The 18,313-nt window shown below is 68.1% G+C and carries 14 protein-coding genes; 4 read left to right on the forward strand and 10 right to left on the reverse strand.

What is annotated here, in order from left to right:
* Positions 1-78: 78 nt before the first annotated feature.
* From ACX28W_RS11225 to ACX28W_RS11255, 7 genes are all read right to left on the reverse strand, one after another.
* Positions 79-1,200, reverse strand: coding sequence for an ABC transporter ATP-binding protein (locus ACX28W_RS11225; RefSeq protein ID WP_458998743.1), 1,122 nt, complete (start codon positions 1,198-1,200; stop codon positions 79-81).
* An 11-nt stretch (positions 1,201-1,211) separates the two neighbouring features.
* On the reverse strand, positions 1,212-2,276 hold the full coding sequence (locus ACX28W_RS11230) for an ABC transporter ATP-binding protein (protein WP_458998744.1): 1,065 nt from the start codon (positions 2,274-2,276) through the stop codon (positions 1,212-1,214).
* Between the two features lie 87 nt (positions 2,277-2,363).
* Positions 2,364-3,341, reverse strand: a complete 978-nt coding sequence (locus ACX28W_RS11235) for an ABC transporter permease (RefSeq protein ID WP_458998745.1) — start codon at positions 3,339-3,341, stop codon at positions 2,364-2,366.
* An 84-nt stretch (positions 3,342-3,425) separates the two neighbouring features.
* Positions 3,426-5,222, reverse strand: coding sequence for an ABC transporter substrate-binding protein (locus ACX28W_RS11240; protein ID WP_458998746.1), 1,797 nt, complete (start codon positions 5,220-5,222; stop codon positions 3,426-3,428).
* Between the two features lie 103 nt (positions 5,223-5,325).
* Positions 5,326-6,354: an ABC transporter permease gene (locus ACX28W_RS11245; RefSeq protein WP_458998747.1), complete on the reverse strand. Its 1,029-nt coding sequence runs from the start codon at positions 6,352-6,354 to the stop codon at positions 5,326-5,328.
* Between the two features lie 560 nt (positions 6,355-6,914).
* A complete protein-coding gene (gene typA, locus ACX28W_RS11250) occupies positions 6,915-8,822 on the reverse strand; it encodes a translational GTPase TypA (RefSeq protein WP_458998748.1) in 1,908 nt (635 codons plus the stop codon).
* Between the two features lie 210 nt (positions 8,823-9,032).
* A complete protein-coding gene (locus ACX28W_RS11255; protein WP_458998912.1) occupies positions 9,033-11,240 on the reverse strand; it encodes an ABC transporter family substrate-binding protein in 2,208 nt (735 codons plus the stop codon).
* 399 nt (positions 11,241-11,639) lie between these two features.
* Between ACX28W_RS11255 and ACX28W_RS11260 the strand changes: the two genes are divergently transcribed.
* From ACX28W_RS11260 to ACX28W_RS11275, 4 genes are all read left to right on the forward strand, one after another.
* A complete protein-coding gene (locus tag ACX28W_RS11260; RefSeq protein WP_458998749.1) occupies positions 11,640-11,942 on the forward strand; it encodes a hypothetical protein in 303 nt (100 codons plus the stop codon).
* A 197-nt stretch (positions 11,943-12,139) separates the two neighbouring features.
* Positions 12,140-12,961, forward strand: coding sequence for a hypothetical protein (locus ACX28W_RS11265; RefSeq protein ID WP_458998750.1), 822 nt, complete (start codon positions 12,140-12,142; stop codon positions 12,959-12,961).
* Positions 12,961-14,904, forward strand: coding sequence for a fumarate reductase/succinate dehydrogenase flavoprotein subunit (locus ACX28W_RS11270; protein WP_458998751.1), 1,944 nt, complete (start codon positions 12,961-12,963; stop codon positions 14,902-14,904). Before ACX28W_RS11265 ends, ACX28W_RS11270 begins: the two co-directional genes overlap by 1 nt.
* Positions 14,901-15,677 (forward strand): succinate dehydrogenase/fumarate reductase iron-sulfur subunit, encoded by a 777-nt coding sequence (locus ACX28W_RS11275; RefSeq protein ID WP_458998752.1) that lies wholly within the window; start codon positions 14,901-14,903, stop codon positions 15,675-15,677. Before ACX28W_RS11270 ends, ACX28W_RS11275 begins: the two co-directional genes overlap by 4 nt.
* A 13-nt stretch (positions 15,678-15,690) precedes the next feature.
* Here ACX28W_RS11275 and ACX28W_RS11280 read toward each other — a convergent pair whose 3' ends face one another.
* The 3 genes from ACX28W_RS11280 to ACX28W_RS11290 form a co-directional block, all read right to left on the reverse strand.
* On the reverse strand, positions 15,691-16,650 hold the full coding sequence (locus tag ACX28W_RS11280; protein WP_458998753.1) for a class I SAM-dependent methyltransferase: 960 nt from the start codon (positions 16,648-16,650) through the stop codon (positions 15,691-15,693).
* Between the two features lie 194 nt (positions 16,651-16,844).
* Positions 16,845-16,988: a hypothetical protein gene (locus ACX28W_RS11285; protein WP_458998754.1), complete on the reverse strand. Its 144-nt coding sequence runs from the start codon at positions 16,986-16,988 to the stop codon at positions 16,845-16,847.
* A gap of 166 nt (positions 16,989-17,154) precedes the next feature.
* Positions 17,155-18,312, reverse strand: coding sequence for a glycoside hydrolase family 18 protein (locus tag ACX28W_RS11290; RefSeq protein WP_458998755.1), 1,158 nt, complete (start codon positions 18,310-18,312; stop codon positions 17,155-17,157).
* Between the last annotated feature and the right edge of the window lies 1 nt (position 18,313).

Consider the following 18,313-nt stretch of genomic DNA (forward strand, 5'->3'; position numbering starts at 1 on the left):
AGACAGCTCCCACCCCACCGGAGGTCTTCGCCACGTTCAAGACCCGACCAGTGTCAACAACGCTCGTGATCAATACACCTAGGCACTGTCGAAGCCCTCCTCGAGTGCCGCAAGGGCTGGGTCGAGGACAATGTCCTGGGCGCGCGCCTCGATCGTCGGCTCCTCGGGGAAGTGGCAGGCCGTCAGATGGCCCTCCGCGTTGCCCGACAGCCGGATCAGCGGCGGTTCCTGCTGCGCGCACTTGTCCTGCGCCTTCCAGCAGCGGGTGCGGAACCGGCAGCCGGAGGGCGGGGAAATGGGGGAAGGCACGTCGCCCTGGAGGCGGATGCGTTCCTTCTTCGGGGCGTCGATGTCCGCGTCCGGGACGGCCGACATCAGGGCGTGGGTGTACGGGTGACGCGGGCCGCTGTACAGCGACGTACGGTCCGCGATCTCCACGATCTTGCCGAGGTACATCACCGCGACGCGCTGCGAGAAGTGCCGCACGATCGCGAGGTCGTGGGCGATGAAGACGAACGCGATGCCCATCTCCCGCTGGACTTGCTGGAGCAGGTTCACCACCTGTGCCTGGATCGACACGTCCAGCGCCGAGACCGGCTCGTCCGCCACGATCAGCTTGGGAGCGAGCGCCAACGCCCTTGCCACGCCGATGCGTTGGCGCTGGCCGCCGGAGAACTCGTGCGGGAAGCGGTTGTAGTGCTCGGGGTTGAGGCCGACGGTCTCCAGGAGCTCCCGCACCCGGGCCTCGCGCCCGCCCGGCGGATTGACGCCGTTGATCTCCATGGGGGCGGAGATGATCGTGCCGACCGTCTGGCGGGGGTTCAGGGAGGCGTACGGATCCTGGAAGATCATCTGGATCTCGGAGCGGATCGGGCGGAGCTGGCGCCGGGTGGAGCGGCTGATGTCCTTTCCGCGATAGGAGATCGTGCCCTCGGTCGGCTCCAGGAGTCGGGTCAGCAGCCGTCCCGTCGTGGACTTGCCGCAGCCCGACTCGCCCACCAGGCCCAGGCTTTCGCCGGGGAACACGTCGAAGGAGACCCCGTCCACGGCCTGGACGGCGCCGACCGTGCGCTTGATCGGGAAGCCGCCCTTCACCGGGAAGTGCTTCTTCAAGTCGGTGACACGCAGCAGCGGTTCCGGTGTCTCGTCCCGCTGCCCGGGGATCGCGTCGGTCACGACCGCGGTTTTCTCGTCGCTCACAGTCAGTCCCCTCAGCCCAGCCTGGGCCGAATCGTGTCGGTGAAGATGTGGTTCTTCTGATCCAGCGTCAGATGGCAGGCCGCGCCACGCCCCACCGGAAGTTCGGGCCGTACGTCCACACACCGGTCGGAGCCCTCGACCTCACCCGTGAAGGTGCACCGCGGATGGAACGGGCATCCCGAAGGCGGGTTCAGCAGCGACGGGGGCGCGCCCGGAATGGGGGTCAGTGGTTCGTCGACGTCCGCCGTGAGGCGCGGCATGGACCCCAACAGCCCCCAGGTGTACGGGTGTTGCGGAGCCTTGAGCACATCGCGGACCGTGCCGCGCTCCACCGCCCGGCCCGCGTACATCACGAGCAGATCGTCCGCCATGTTCGCGACCACCCCGAGATCGTGGGTGATCACGATGATGGCGGAGCCGAACTCCTGCTGGAGGTCCTTCAGCAGGTCCAGGATCTGGGCCTGCACGGTCACGTCGAGGGCCGTCGTCGGCTCGTCGGCGATCAGCAGATCCGGGTTGCAGACCAGGGACATCGCGATCATCACGCGCTGGCGCATACCGCCGGAGAACTGGTGCGGAAAGTCGTCTACGCGCTCCTTGGCGTGCGGGATGCCGACCTTCGTCAGCATCTCGATCGCCCGCTCCCTCGCCTCCCTCTTGGAGGCCCCGGTGTGCTTGCGGAACGGCTCACCGATCTGCCGCCCGACCGTGTGGTACGGCGACAGCGCGGTCAGCGCGTCCTGGAAGATCATCGCCATCTTGTTGCCGCGGAGCTTCTCCAGCTCGCTCTCCGTGGCGGTGGTCAGCTCTTTGCCGTCGAGGACGATCTCGCCCTCGACGGTGGTGTTCAGCGGGCTGTGCAGGCCCAGGATGGTCAGGTTGGTGACGGATTTCCCGGACCCGGACTCGCCGACGATGCCGAGGGTCGTACCGCGCTCCAGATCGAAGGAGAGACCGTCGACCGCCTTCACGTCGCCGTCCTCCGTGGAGAACCGAACGTGCAGATCGCGGACCGAGAGAAACGTGTCGGATCCGGTGGGCGGCGGCGCGTCCTCCGGCTTGGTGAGAGTGGTCACTGCGGTTTCTCCCGGTACTTCGAGCAGGACGACGAGCAGGACTACGGCAGAGCTACTACGGGACTACGGGACTACGGGACTACGGGACTACGACAGTCGTACGCGCGGGTCGACCACCGCGTACAGGGCATCCACGATGACGTTGAGCAGAAGAATGAACGCAGCGCTGAAGAGCATCACGCCCATCAGCTTCGGCAGGTCCTTGCCGACCACCGACTCCACCGCGAGCCGGCCGATGCCCGCGAGACCGAAGGTGTACTCGGTGACGATGCCGCCGCCGAGCAGTGCGGAGAGGTCCATGCCGAGGATGGTGAGAATGGGGATGAGCGAGCCGCGCCAGGCGTACCGGAAGAAGACGTATCTGCCGGTCATGCCCTTCGCCTTGGCGGCGCGCACATGCTCCTCCTGGAGCTGCTCGATCATCGTCGAGCGTGCCATACGCGTGTAGTTGGCGGTGAAGATCACGGACATGACGAGCCAGGGGATCAGCAGGCCCATGAACCACTGCCACGGATTCTCGGTCAGCGGCACGTACTTGGGCTTGTCCAGCCAGCCCGTGCTGTAGACGAAGATGCCGAGGACGATCGGACCGAGGAAGTAGATCTGGAACGCGCTGAGCACCAGCGAGAAGCTGCTGAACACCTTGTCCAGCCAGGTTCCCCGGTAGCGGGCGGCGATCATGCCGGTGCCGAGGCCGACGACGAGGAAGACGATCAGGCCGCCGACCGTGAGGGACAGCGTCAGCGGGAACCGGTCCATGATCGTGTCCCAGACCATCTGCTGGTCACGGAAGGAGACGCCGAGGCAGGGCGCCGGGCAGTGGCCCACGGCGAAGTCCCGTCCGACGAAGACGCCGGAGAGGAACTTCCAGTACTGCACGGGCAGCGGATCGTCCATGCCCAGGTTCTTGTGGATGATCGCCAGGGCGTCCGGAGTGCAGTTCTTGCCGCACGAGAGCGTCGCCGGGTCCTGGGGAATGGCGTAGTACATGAAGAACGTGACGACGCTGATCAGCAGGAGGATGAGAATCGCGCCGAACGTCCGGCGAAGGAGGAATCGAAGCATGGCGGAACGCTGCTCTCAGGACGGCTGCGGCCAGGGACAGGAGCACCCGGGGCGCACTCCGCTGAGTGCGCCCCGGGACCGTGGTCAGCTCTTGAGGAAGACCCGGGTGGGGTCGATGTAGCTGGTCACCGTGGAGTAGCGCAGGCCACCCACGTTGGAGCCGGCGATCTGGAACACCTTGGTGTAGTAGATCGGCGCGGCCGGGTTGACCTTCTCGCTGATGTACTGGTTGAGGGCGTTCCAGGCCTTGGAGGCCTCCGCGGAGTCCGTGATCTTCTGGATGCGGACGATCTCGGAGTTCACGTGGTCGTCGTTGATGTGCGCGTAGTTCGACGCGCCGTCCTGGATCTGCGTGCCGTCGTACAGCGGCGGGAAGACCGTGCTGGCGGACGGCCAGTCCTGGCCCCAGCCGGTCATGTAGATGTCGTAGCCGTTGTCGACCTTGCCGACCTGCTCGTACCAGGTGGCGGAGTCGATCTCCTTCTTCTGGACGTCCAGGCCGATCTTCCCGAGGGCGTTCTCGATGAGAAGGGCCTGCTGCTGGCGGACCGGGGTGTTGGCGTAGGCGTAGACGATCTTCTTGCCGTCGGCGCCGGCCTCCGCGACCAGCTTCTTGGCCGCCTCGATGTCACCGTTGGGCTTCTTGGCCCGGTTGAAGGGGTCGTACGCCTTGTCGTAGCCCGGAGTGGTGGGCGACATCAGGCTGTTGGCGACCTCACCGCCGTAGGCACCGCCGTCGGCCTTGAAGACCGCAGTGGCCGGCAGGGCCAGGGTGATCGCGTCGCGGAGCTTCTTGTCCTTGACGCGGTCCAGGTTGAAGTTCAGCTGCCACACGTACGGCGCGTAGCCGTCGACCGTGCGCTTCATCGCCGCGGGATCGGAGACGACCTTCTGTACCTGGGTGGTGGCGACCTGGCCGGTCATCATGATGGCGTCCTGGGCGTCGCCGCGGTCGGCGAGGATCGTCTTGGTCTGGTCCTCGTCGTCGTGGTTGACCTCGATGTTGAAGCCGTCGACGTACTGGTGGCGCATCGGGTCAGTTTTCGGGTCCCAGTTGGTGTTCTTGACCAGCGTCATGCTCTTGCCGGCCTTGAACTCCGAGATCTTGTACGGGCCGACGGCGACCGGGTCGGTGTCGTACTTCTCCTTCGTGTCCGTCTCCTCGGGCACGATGGAGTATCCGGCCATGGCCAGGGCCTGCGCCAGGTCCGGCTGCGCGGTCTTGAACTTGAAGACGACGGTCTTGTCGTCGGGCGTGGCCAGCACGGTGTCCGGCAGGTGCTTGCCCTTGAACGGACCCTCGTACGCGTCGCGGTAGGCGGTGCCGGAGCCCGACAGCCACTGCTGGATGTAGGACGGGCCGTCCGTGATGAACGGGTCGTAGAGCCGCTCGAAGGTGTGCCGGACGTCGGCCGAGTCGATCACATGACCGTTCTCGTCCTTGACGCCGTCCTTCAGCGTGAACGTCCAGGTCTTGCCGCCGTCGGAGATCTTGCCCGGGTCGGTGGCGAGGTCACCGACGACGGTGAGACCGCCCTTGCCGTCTTCCACGTACGTGGTCAGACCGCGGTAGATCAGCTTCGAGAGCAGGCCGCCGTCGCTGACGTAGATCTGGGCCGGGTCCAGGTGCGAGAAGTCGGTCTCCTGGTAGACCTGTACGGTGCCGCCGGATTTGGCCCCCGCGACCTCCTCGGCGGGACCCGTGGACTCCGCGGCGGTGCCCATCTTCACCGCATTGGACTGTGCGGCGGCGTCTTCCTTCTGCTTGCTCTTGTCGTTGTTGCTGCCGCTGTCACTGCTGCTGCAGCCGGCCAGCGCCAGGGCGCCGACCGCGACCGCGGCGACTGCGGTCCGCCCTCTGCGGGAACTGAGGATACTCATGGAGTTGAGTCCACCTGCCTGTGAGTAGTGATCACTGGTGCTGCCTTGCAGTGCACGGCCGGTTCGTCGCCGGCTCCCGGGTGGCAGCGGGCCCTCGCTGGAATCAGCGGCCCGTCTTGGGATCGAACGCGTCCCGGACGGAGTCCCCGAGGAGGTTGAACGCCACGACGAAGACGACCATGGCGACACCCGGGAAGAACATGTAGACGGGGTCCTGCTCGTAGATGTCCGACCCGATGGCGAACATCCGGCCCCAGTCGGGGGTCGGCTCGGTGTAACCGACACCGACGAAAGAGAGAAACGCGACCGAGAGAATGGTGCTGGGCAGCATGTACGTGCTCTGCACCAGGATCGGCGTGACGAGGTTGGGCAGCAGTTCCTTGCGGATGATCCGCCACGGGGAGGCGCCCGCGACCCTCGCGGCCTCGACGAACTCCCGCTCGCGCAGCGAGAGGGTGACCGCCCGGATCAGCCGGGAAAGACCCATCCAGCCGAGGATCCACAGCACGCCGACGATGGCGAGTGTGCGGATGTAGGTGGGGGTCTCCTCGTCGGGGGCGACGAACACCACAGTGATCACGGGCATGGCCGCGATCATGAACAGCTGGTTGGGAAAGGCCAGCATGAAGTCCGTGAGCCGGCCGAGCCAGTAGTCGACCTTGCCGCCGAAGTATCCGCCGACCAGGCCGATCACGATGCCCATGAGCACCATCGCGAGAGTCGCCACGAGGGCCGTGTACAGCGAGGTGCGCATGCCGTACAGGAGCTGCATGAACACGTCGCGCCCCAGGTTCGGTTCGATCCCGAACCAGAACTCCGACGTGATGCCGCCGTTGGGTCCCGACGGCATGTTGAAGTCGTTCAGGAGTGTGGGGTCGTCCTGCCCGTAGAGCGTGTACGGATTCTTGCCGTACAGCTTCGAGATCAGCGGAGCGAGGGCGGCGATCAGGAAGAAGAACAGCACGATGTACGCGGAGACGACACCGCTGCGGTCGCGCTTGAACCGGCGCCACATCAGCTGGCCGGGCGATCGGCCCTCCAGCCTCTCCGGCGTGTCGGAACGCTTCTGCGTGGCCTGTTCGTCGACCTCGGTGGCGGCTTCCGCGCCCTCGATCTCGATCGGACTCGTCATGATTCGTCCATTTCATGGGTACGCCGAGCCCGCGGCCGCCACAGGCTGTGGACGGCCACAGTTCGGACCATGCGGATCAGGAGAGACGTATGCCTATCGGTCGTGGCGCGCCGGGGCGCGGCGTACGACAACTCGCAGATGAACACGCGTAGTTGGCATCTGATGCCTCCTCATGACTCAACCGGTGCACGGACAGGAGGGGTCCATGGCTGACCTCCGACACCCCTGACGGAGGATCAAAAACCCCACTGTGCTCGTGAGTCGGCGCTGTCCCCACAGCGCGTGACCCATTGACCCGAGCGTTACGCGGCTAACTATCTGACATGAGCCAGATACCGACCACTGCCTTTAGGTCTCGGTTCAATCACAGCTCACACGTACATCTTCCAAAATCTGGACAAAGGGATCCGAGAGAGAAGCCCGCGAAACGGACGTGTTACATACCTATCGGGCGAAGGACTCCGCATTTCGGACAGAGGGGGGCCGAAAAATGGCTTGCAAAAAGCCCGGGTACCCCATGGAGGGGTACCCGGGCTCGGACGGCGTCAGTCCGCGGTGGATCAGCCGTTCTTGGCGCGGCTCGCGGCGCGGGCGCGCTCACGGCCGTCCAGGTTGACCTTGCGGATGCGAACGGCTTCCGGGGTCACCTCGACGCACTCGTCGTCGCGGCAGAACTCCAGCGACTGCTCCAGCGAGAGCTTGCGCGGCGGGACGATCGCCTCGAACGAGTCGGCCGACGAAGACCGCATGTTCGTGAGCTTCTTCTCCTTGGTGATGTTCACGTCCATGTCGTCGGCGCGCGAGTTCTCGCCGACGATCATGCCCTCGTACACCTCGGTGCCGGGGTCGGTGAAGAGCACACCGCGCTCCTGGAGGTTCGTCATCGCGAACGCGGTGACGGCGCCGGCGCGGTCGGCCACCAGGGAGCCGTTGTTACGGGTCGCCAGCACGCCGAACCAGGGCTCGTGACCCTCGTGGATCGAGTGCGCGATACCGGTGCCGCGGGTGCCGGTGAGGAACTCGGTCCGGAACCCGATGAGACCGCGGGACGGCACGACGAACTCCATACGGACCCAGCCCGAACCGTGGTTGGACATGTTGTCCATGCGGCCCTTGCGGACGCCCATGAGCTGCGTGACCGCGCCCATGTGCTCCTCGGGGACGTCGACCGTCATGCGCTCGACCGGCTCGTGCGTCTTGCCGTCGATCTCCTGCGTGACGACCTGCGGCTTGCCGATGGTCAGCTCGAAGCCCTCGCGGCGCATCTGCTCGACCAGGATGGCGAGCGCGAGCTCACCACGGCCCTGGACCTCCCACGCGTCCGGGCGCTCGGTGTCGAGCACACGGAGGGAGACGTTACCGACCAGCTCGCGGTCCAGGCGGTCCTTGACCTGGCGGGCGGTGACCTTGCGGTCCTTGACCGCCGCCTTGTTCTCGGCGCCCTTGCCGGTGCCACCGCGGCCGACCAGCGGCGAGGTGTTCGTACCGATGGTCATCGAGATCGCCGGCTCGTCGACCGTGATCAGCGGCAGCGCGATCGGGTTCTCGGGGTCGGCGAGGGTCTCGCCGATCATGATGTCCGGGATACCGGCGACGGCGCAGATGTCACCGGGGCCCGCCTTCTCGGCGGGCTTGCGGGTGAGCGCCTCGGTCATCAGCAGCTCGGTGATGCGGACGTTGGACATCGTGCCGTCGCGCTTGATCCACGTGACGGTCTGGCCCTTGCGCAGCTCGCCCTGCTCGACACGGAGCAGCGCGATACGGCCGAGGAAGTTGTCGGCGTCCAGGTTGGTGACGTGCGCCTGGAGCGGGGCGGCCTCGTCGTACGACGGGGCCGGGACGCTCGACAGGATCGTGGAGAAGAACGGCTCAAGGCTGTCGCTGTCGGCCGGGACGGTGCCGTCCTCCGGCTTGGTCAGCGAGGCGACGCCGTCACGCGCACACGCGTAGACGATCGGGAACTCGATCTGCTCCTCGTCGGCGTCGAGGTCGAGGAAGAGGTCGTACGCCTCGTTCACGACCTCGTCGATGCGCGAGTCGGGACGGTCCGTCTTGTTGATGCACAGGATGACGGGCAGGCGGGCCTGCAGCGCCTTGCGCAGCACGAAGCGGGTCTGGGGCAGCGGGCCCTCGGAGGCGTCGACGAGCAGCACGACCGCGTCGACCATCGACAGACCGCGCTCGACCTCGCCGCCGAAGTCGGCGTGGCCGGGGGTGTCGATGATGTTGATCGTGATGACGTCGCCGCCATCCTTCGGGTGGTACTTCACGGCCGTGTTCTTGGCCAGGATCGTGATGCCCTTCTCACGCTCCAGGTCGTTCGAGTCCATCATGCGGTCGTCGAGCGACTCGGCGGCGTGCGCGGCGAAGGCACCGGCCTGCTTGAGCATGGCGTCGACCAGGGTGGTCTTGCCGTGGTCGACGTGGGCGACGATGGCAACGTTGCGGATGTCGTGGCGCGTGGCCATATTGAGGCGCTTCTCCCGGAGTGAGTGGACGGCCTCCGCAGCGCGGGGCCTGCCGGGCTGAACACGCCACGGCCTTACCCCATGGTACGTGGCCGCTGCCGCTGCGGCTCGACGGGGCCGGACGGGGCGGTTCTCATAGTGCGGGGCCGTGGCGGCTGGGCGCGCAGTTCCCCGCGCCCCTAGCGGCCCCTACGGGGCGCTCGGGGCCCACTAACGCGCGCCCTTCTTCAAGAAGCCCATGTCCTCGTAGATCGGGGTCTGGAAGCCGAAGGCGCCGGCGTTGACGAGGGTCGTGCGGGTGGCCGTGAGCTGGGGGCGCTGGTACAGGGGAATCGATCCGGCGGTGGCCCAGATACGGGCGTCGGCCTTGCGCACCAGGGCGCGGGACTCGTCCTCGTCCAGCGTGGCGATGGCCTGGTCGAAGAGCTGGTCGACCTGGTCGGTGCCGACCCGGGTGAAGTTCTGCTCAACAGTGAGGGAACCGTCGGCGGCCGGGACCGGCTTCGCGAAGATCGGGCGGGCGTCGGTGGCCGGGAAGGCGGAGGCGGGCCACGAGTACAGGGCGAGGTCGTACTGGCCCGAGGCGATGTGGTCCTTGAAGTAGCTGACGTCCGACACCTTCGACATCTCCGTACGGATGCCGATGCGCTCCAGCATCTGTGCGATGCGGTCGGCGACGGCGCGCAGCGACTGGGAGCCCGGCCCCGCGGGCAGCACGAAGCGGAGCGTCAGCGGCTGTCCGTCCTTGGCGAGCGCACCGGCCGCGGCGCCCGCCGGGGCGGCCGTGCCCTTGGGCGCGTACGCCCCCTGGGCCCCGCCCTCCCAGGTGTCCCGCGGGACGTACTGCTTGCCGTCGAGGGAATTGCCGGCCTGCTCGTCCGCCTGGTTCCGGTGCTTCTTGGACTGGTCCTTCGGGTCCTTCTTCTTCTCCCGGTCGGCCTCGGCGGGCTTGTTGTCCTCGCCGACGATGTACGTCCCGTCGTCGTCGGAATCGGAGTCCGCCTTCTCGCCCTCGGACTTCTTCTCCTCCGGCCCGGCCGCCTCGTCCTCCTTCTGCTGCTCCTTCACCGGCCCCCCGGGCACCCACCCGGCGTCGGCGAGCAGCGCCTGCGCCTCCGCGGTGTCCTGACCGCCGAGCGCGCCGCTGTTGTCGGCGTACGCCGGCTGCCCGGAGAGCGCGAGGTGGCTGCCGACCGGCACGGCGGGCAGCCCCAGCGGCCCCAGTACGAGCTTGGCCAGCTCGTCGCGGTCGAGGGCGCGGGCGATGGCGCGGCGGACGCGCTCGTCGGCGAGCGGGCCCTCGGAGCCGTTCAGGGCGAGCTGGGTGTAGACGGGCTCGAGGGACTTACGGACGACGAAGTCGCGCAGAGCCGCCTGCTCGACGGCGTAGTTCGCCATCTCCTTGCGGAGCTTCTCGCGGGCACCGATCTCCTCGTACGCGGCCTGGTCGTCGGAGCCGTGCGCGATGGCCCACGAGCGCAGCGCCTTCTCGGGGGTGAGCGCGGCGCCGGGGCCCGAAAGGGGCGTACTGCCCGTGTCGCGGGCGGCGAGGGTGATCCGCTCGGCCTCGTCCGGGTCGATCTCGGCCATGTCGACCTTGTCGGCGACGAGCGCGGCGGCCCGCTCGCCGCGTGGGACGGCGCGCAGATCGATCTCGGCGAGTTTCGCGGGGCGGCCCCACCAGCGGGGGTTGCGGGTGAGGCGGATCTCGCCTTCCTTGACGTCGACCTTCTGCAGTGCGAATGGGCCTGCGGTGACCTTCAGTTTGCGGCGGGCGCCGTCGTTGAAGCTGTCCGCGGTGCCCATGACGTCCTTCGGGTACAGCGGCGAGAAGAGCGACTTCCAGTCGGCGTACGTGCGGTTGAAGGTGACCTTGACCTCGAGGTCGCTGGCGCCGCGTTGGATCTTCGCGATGCGGTCGTAGCCGGCGTTGCGGGCCGTCCAGTAGGCGCTGTCCTTGCCGGACAGGGCGCGCCACTGGGCGGCGAAGTCGGCGGCGCCGATCTCGCGGCCGTCGCTCCAGACCGCCTGCTGGTTCAGCTTGTAGAGCACCACCTGCTTGGGCTCGCGCTCGACGATCTCGGCCGATTCCAGATAGTCGGGGTTGAGCTGGGGGCGGCCCGTCGCGTCGAGGCGGTACAGGGCGGGCAGGACGGCAGCGGCGACCCGGGTGGTCGCGGTGTCGGCGTCGGCCTGGAACGTGTTGAGCGTCTGGGGCACCGCGTCCACGGCCCAGCGCAGGGTGCCGCCGTCCGCGATCAGGTCACGGCCCGCGGGCGCGATGTCCTGCGCGGCGACGGGCTTGCCCGCCTCGTCCTCCGCGCTGCACGCGGACAGTGCGGGTACCGCGAGTGCGCCCGCGGTGAGGAACGCGACCGAGCGCATCACCGCGCGCAGTCCGACGCCGTCGTGGGAGATCACGTCTACCTCCGGGGTGGGGCCGCCGGTTCTGATCACGTTTGGCGGTATATTTGGCGGTATATGGATCTGATCAGATCTATAGGCCAACTGAAGAGGAAAGGGTTCTCCTGCCGGTGACGACACGGCGAGGAGCGACGGCAAGCCACCCGTCCGGCCCACTCCGTGCCGACCGAGTCGAAGGGTCACGGGGCCTGCGCGCCCCCGGAAACGAAGGGCGCTCAACCGAAAACGAACGGCGCTCAAATGGAACAGGGCGCACGCGAGGGTGCATTCGGCGCAACACGATCCGCCAATCGCGGCACATCCCTTCACACGGCCAGGTGTGACGCGCGACACTCGCAGGCGCATGAACGTTGCCACCCAGGGCCCGACCGCCCACGGAAGTGAGGTCACGTCATGTCCGTGCAAGACGACCTGATGTCAGTCCAGCGCTGCCTCGAGGACCTCTCGAGGTCAGTGGGACGACTGGAACAACAGCTGGGCGGGGGCCTGGAGATGCGCCGGGTGCGCGCCGACGCCGACCATCTGCGCGAGAGCGTCGCGCTGCTGCGGGAGGCCACCTCGGGACCGACAGCGGGATCGGCCGCGCCACGCCGGCCCGACCACCTCGTCCCCATCCCGGACGCCCCGTACAACAGCGCCCTGTGGACGGACTCGGACGACGAGGGACTCGGCGTCCGCGACCGGCACGCCCCCTGAGCGCCCGAACCGACGGCGAGTGAGCCGAAGGGGCGCGCCTGTGTCGAGCGGCCATGGGGGCGCCCCCTGCTCGAGCGAAGACGAGAGCTTGGGGGAGCGCGGAGGCCCGACGAAGGAGGGCTGAGCACGGTCGGCCGCTCGACACAGGCTCAAACGCCCCGGAGGCGAACCGAGCCCTGAAAAGCCGGAGTGTCAAGTTGGCCACTGGTACGGAACCCCATCTGAACAGCGGCGGCGTACGGACCGGTACCCGCGCCTCGATCGCCGCCCCGCATCTGCGGACCGACCGCTGGTGGCTGGCGCCCGCCGCCACCGCGGCCGGCCTGCTGGCGTTCATCGTCTACTCGACCTGGCGGGCCTTCGCGGACACGGACTACTACGCGGCCCCGTACGTCTCGCCGTTCTACTCGCCCTGTCTGGCCGAGCGGTGCGAGACCATGCACGCCGGGCCGAACGCGGACCTCTTCGGGAGCTGGTGGGGCATCTCCCCCGCGATCATCATCCTGATCTTCCCGCTCGGCTTCCGGCTGACCTGCTACTACTACCGCAAGGCCTACTACCGCGGCTTCTGGGCGTCCCCGCCCGCCTGCGCGGTCGCCGAGCCGCACAAGAAGTACACCGGCGAGACCCGCTTCCCGCTGATCCTGCAGAACATCCACCGGTACTTCTTCTACGCCGCGATCGTCGTCGCCGGGATCCTCACGTACGACACCGTGCTCTCCTTCCGCGACGAGCACTACAACTGGGGCCACATGGGCCTGGGCACCCTGGTCTTCCTGCTCAACATCACGCTGATCTGGGCGTACACACTCTCCTGCCACTCCTGCCGGCACATCGTCGGAGGGAAGCTCAAACACTTCTCCAAGCATCCCGTGCGTTACCGGATGTGGCAGTGGGTCGGGAAGCTGAATGCCCGTCACATGCTGCTCGCCTGGACGTCGTTGGTGAGCGTGGCGCTCGCCGACTTCTACGTGTATCTGATCGCGTCCGGCGCTTTCGACGATCCGAGGTTTTTCTGATGTCCGTTGTGGACCGCCAGGGGTGGGACGTCGTCGTGGTCGGTGCCGGTGGAGCCGGCCTCCGGGCCGCCATCGAGGCACGGGAGCGCGGCGCCCGTACGGCCGTGATCTGCAAGTCGCTGTTCGGCAAGGCGCACACGGTAATGGCAGAGGGCGGCATCGCGGCGGCGATGGCCAACGTGAACGAGCACGACAACTGGCAGGTCCACTTCCGCGACACCATGAGGGGCGGGAAGTTCCTCAACCAGTGGCGGATGGCCGAACTGCACGCCCAGGAGGCCCCCGACCGGGTGTGGGAGCTGGAGACCTGGGGGGCGCTGTTCGACCGGACGAAGGACGGACGGATCTCGCAGCGCAACTTCGGCGGCCATGAGTATCCGAGGCTCGCGCATGTCGGCGACCGGACCGGGCTCGAGCTGATCCGCACCCTCCAGCAGAAGATCGTCTCCCTCCAGCAGGAGGACATGAAGGAGACGGGTGACTACGAGAGTCGCCTGAAGGTGTATCAGGAGTGCACCGTCACCCGGATCCTGAAAGACGGCCATCGTGTCTCCGGGACCTTCTGCTACGAGCGCGAGAGCGGCCGCTTCTTCGTCCTCGAAGCGCCCTCCGTCGTGATCGCCACCGGCGGCATCGGCAAGTCCTTCAAGGTGACGTCGAACTCGTGGGAGTACACCGGAGACGGCCACGCGCTCGCGCTGCTGGCCGGGGCGCCCCTCCTGAACATGGAGTTCGTGCAGTTCCACCCGACCGGCATGGTCTGGCCCCCGTCGGTGAAGGGGATCCTGGTCACCGAATCCGTCCGCGGCGACGGCGGGGTGCTCAGGAACTCCGACGGCAAGCGGTTCATGTTCGACTACATCCCCGACGTCTTCAAGGAGAAGTACGCGCAGTCCGAGGACGAGGGCGACCGCTGGTACGAGGACCCGGACAACAACCGGCGCCCTCCCGAGCTGCTCCCCCGCGACGAGGTGGCCCGCGCCATCAACGCGGAGGTGAAGGCGGGGCGCGGCACCCCGCACGGCGGGGTGTTCCTGGACGTCTCCACCCGTATGCCCGCCGAGGTGATCCGGCGCCGGCTGCCGTCCATGTACCACCAGTTCAAGGAGCTGGCGGACGTCGACATCACGGCGGAGGCGATGGAGGTGGGGCCCACCTGTCACTACGTGATGGGCGGCATCGCGGTGGACTCCGACACGGCGGCGGCGCGCGGCGTGCCCGGGCTGTTCGCGTCCGGTGAGGTGGCCGGCGGTATGCACGGCTCCAACCGGCTGGGCGGCAACTCGCTCTCCGACCTGCTGGTGTTCGGGCGGCGGGCGGGGCTGCACGCCGCGCAGTACGCCGCCGACCTGGCCGGGGACCGCCCGCCCGTGGACGACGTCCAGGTCGACACGGCCGCCGCGGAGGCACTGCGGCCCTTCTCGGCGGAGGGCCCGGCGCCGGGCGAGCAGGACGGACGCCCGCCGGAGAACCCGTACACCCTCCACCAGGAACTCCAGCAGACCATGAACGACCTGGTCGGCATCATCCGTCGCGAGAAGGAGATGGAGCAGGCGCTGGAGAAGCTGGCGGAGCTGCGGGTACGTGCGCGGCGGGCCGGCGTCGAGGGGCACCGTCAGTTCAACCCCGGCTGGCACCTCGCCCTGGACCTGCGCAACATGCTTCTGGTCAGCGAATGCGTGGCACGCGCAGCTCTGGAGCGCACGGAGTCGCGCGGCGGCCACACCCGCGAGGACCACCCGACGATGGAGCGGTCCTGGCGCCGCCTGAACCTCCTGTGCCGGCTGACCGACCCGACCGGCGGACTGGCGGCGACCGACCCCGTACACGGCCAGATCGATCTCACGCGCGAGACCACCGAACCCATTCGCCCCGACCTGCTCGCCCTCTTCGAGAAGGAGGAGCTGGTCAAGTACCTCGCCGAAGAGGAGCTCTACGAGTGAGCAGCTACGAGGCCCGCTTCAAGGTGTGGCGCGGGGATGTGAAGGGCGGCGGCCTGGAGGACTTCGCGGTCGAGGTGAACGACGGCGAGGTGGTGCTCGACATCATCCACCGCCTCCAGGCGACCCAGGCCCCTGACCTGGCCGTCCGCTGGAACTGCAAGGCGGGAAAGTGCGGTTCGTGCTCGGCGGAGATCAACGGGCGCCCGCGACTGTTGTGCATGACCCGCATGTCGGTGTTCACCCGCGAGGAGACGATCACCGTCACGCCGATGCGTGCCTTCCCGGTCGTACGTGACCTCGTCACGGACGTGGGCTTCAACTACGCGAAGGCGCGGGAGGTGCCCGCCTTCGTCCCCCCTGCCGACCTCGGGCCCGGCGAGTACCGCATGATGCAGGAGGATGTGGACCGCTCGCAGGAGTTCCGCAAGTGCATCGAGTGTTTCCTGTGCCAGGACACCTGCCATGTGGTGCGCGACCACGAGGAGAACAAACCGGCGTTCGCGGGGCCCCGGTTCCTGATGCGGGTGGCGGAGCTGGACATGCACCCGCTGGACGGGGCCGCCGAGGCCGGCCTGGACCGCAAGCGCGCGGCCCAGGACGAACACGGCCTCGGCTACTGCAACATCACCAAGTGCTGTACGGAGGTCTGCCCCGAGGGAATCAAGATCACGGACAACGCGCTGATCCCCTTGAAGGAACGGGCCGTCGACCGCAAGTACGACCCACTGGTGTGGCTGGGGTCGAAGATCCGCCGACGGCCCGCGTCACCCTGAGGAGCCCCGCACCCTACGCACGCGCCCGCAGATACCCCGAGTGCGCCACCTGGCCGAGGAACGTCAGCCGTGTGTCGGTGGTCATGTGCTTGTCGAAGGCCTCTTTGATACCGGGCCACTTGGGGTGCCCGAAGTCGTCCAGTACGACGATCCCGCCGGGCGCGATGATCTTCTCGGCCCACTCCAGATCCGCGGCGACACCGGCGGCGGAGTGGTCACCGTCGACGATGATCACTCCGTAGGAGCGGTCGGAGACCAGGGCGCGCACCTCGGGGTCCTCGGAGAAGCCCTGCTGGATACGGGTCGCGGTTCCGGCCGCGCCCGCCAGGCCCAGATTGGTGCGCACCGCGGCCTCGCGCACGGGGGTGCCCGTCACATCGCCGCCCATGCTGGTGCCGGGCTGGAGCTGCAGGCCCGCGAGCGGGTCGACGATCGTCAGGCGCGGGTCGCGTCCGGCGCGCTCCATCATGCGGATCAGGCCCGCGCCGAACATTCCGTACAGGGTGCCGATCTCCAGGATCTCGTCGTTCGGCGGGTCGAGCAGCGGTACGGCGGCGAGCTTGCCGACGATGTTCATGGTGCCGCCGGCGATCCTGCCGACGCCGAGCGCCTCCAGGGCGATGAGCAGCCGGAACGCCTGCGCGACATTGCGCTCCGCGTCGTCCTTGTCCCCGGCCACCTGCGCCAGCTCTTTGATCGTGCGGTTGAGATGGGGCGCGGACGGAAGGCGGGACGCGCCGCGCCCGGTCCCGTCGAAGAACAGCTCCAGGGGGCGTTGGCGGTTACGCAGCGTCTTCAGCTCCTGCTGCAGCGCGCTGTCGCCCTGTGGCAGCGCGCCGGTCCCCTGATGCAGGACGCCCCCCGAGCGTTCCGCGACGGCGCGACGGACCTGGCGCTCGATGCGCTGGTCGATGAGCTCGACGATCGGGCGCAGTGCGCGCCGGGCAACCTTGTTGGTGAGTAGCGCTCGCATAAATCTGTGACCCTCACAGGGATAGGAAGAAGTGCTGCGCACACATGGGGGGCTGAGTGCGCACGCCCTGGGTGTGACGGGCAGCACAGCGGGAGCGCAACGTCCGAAGGACAGTAGAGAACTCACAGCGCGTTCACAACACATGGCCGTACCCGACAAAGCGAATGTCCCATGACATCTGAGCGACCGGACGGTTACGTCGCCACGGAGCCCCGTCGGCGGTCGCGGGCCGCGCGGTGCATCAGGACGGCGGCCGCCGACCCCAGGACCACGCCCACCGTCTGGAACCCGAGGGCGCTCATCGAGAGCGCGAACAACGCCACCGGATACCGGTGCACGAGCCTTGCCCCCCGGTGTGCCGTGAAAACCCGGCCACACCCTCAGATCAATCTTCGTGCCGCCGCGCAGCCCCGCGTCTGCGGCATGATCCGCCGGACAGGCCCTAGGTCGTCCCGCGTGAGCGGCTTGCGTGCGACGGTCATGGGACCCACCTTGCCCGGACGGTCATCGGACCCAGCCTTCCTCGTATGCCACCCAGTCCTTCTCCCGCGCGGCGAAGTCCACGTACAGGGCGACGCCGAAATGTTCGCGGGTGCGGTCGGTGCGGGAGAGGCCGAGGCGGGTGCCGCGCACGGCCGCCGGGACCGTCTCGGCGGCTCCATGGTGGCTCAGGTCGTCTTCGTAGTAGAAGGGCAGCCCCATCAGCAAGTCGGTTGATTCCGGGGTGACTTCGAGGGCGAGGGAGGTCTGCTGGGCGACGTAGCCGCCGTACAGGCTCTCCAGCGGCATCGCCGTGTCGTACGACATCACGGCGATCTGGTCGACCCTGCGGGCGACCTGCCCGAAGTACGCCTGGGACCACCACTTGGGGTGTCCGCTGAGCCCTCTGATGGAGTGGGCCGCCGGGAACGGGTCGATCTGGTGGGCGGCGACGGAGAGCGGGGCGTCGTGGGCGCGGGTGACGCGGCGCAGGTCGTCGAGGAGGGAGAGATAGTCGGAGTCGTCGGAGTGCAGCGGCTCCAGGTCGAAGTGGGCGCCGTCGAAACCGGCGTCGAGGACCTGCTCGGTGGAGCGGACGACCGCTGCCCGGGTCGCCGCCCGCTCCAGGCGCAGTCCGGTCGGCCCCTCGCTCGCGAGCACGTCGCCCAGCCAGGCCTGGACGCGGACGCCGGGCAACTCCCGGTGCACGGCCGCCACCAGCCAACCGGCTCTGGGATACGTCGACTTGGGCAGCGTTCCGTCGTGCTCCAGCGGTCCGGCGTGCACGTACAGGTCCCGGATGCCGGTCGTGCGCAGTCGCTCGGCGAGCGCATGGACGTCCGCGTCCTTCTTGCGGCCGTCGACCCAGGCGTGCCCCATCCACAGGGCGTCACGGTTCCTGGTCTGGGTGCCGGGGGCCAGGTCTCCGGCGTAGTTGACGCGCAGGGCGATGCCCGCGGCGAGGGCCGGCAGGAGCAGGGCGAGGACGAGCGCCAGTGCGATGCGCTTGGGCCATCTGAGGCGGGGGTGGCGCCAGGCGCGGGCGGCTCGGCGGAGCCAGGCGGGGGCGGTACGGCGCGCGGGTGTCCCCGGGGCGCCCGTTCGGCTCGCGTCGTCTCCGGACTCACCTGTTCGGGTGTCCGCCTGTGCCTCCGGCCCCGACTCCGTACGTCCCGTATCCATC

Source organism: Streptomyces sp. SD15 (assembly GCF_054462255.1).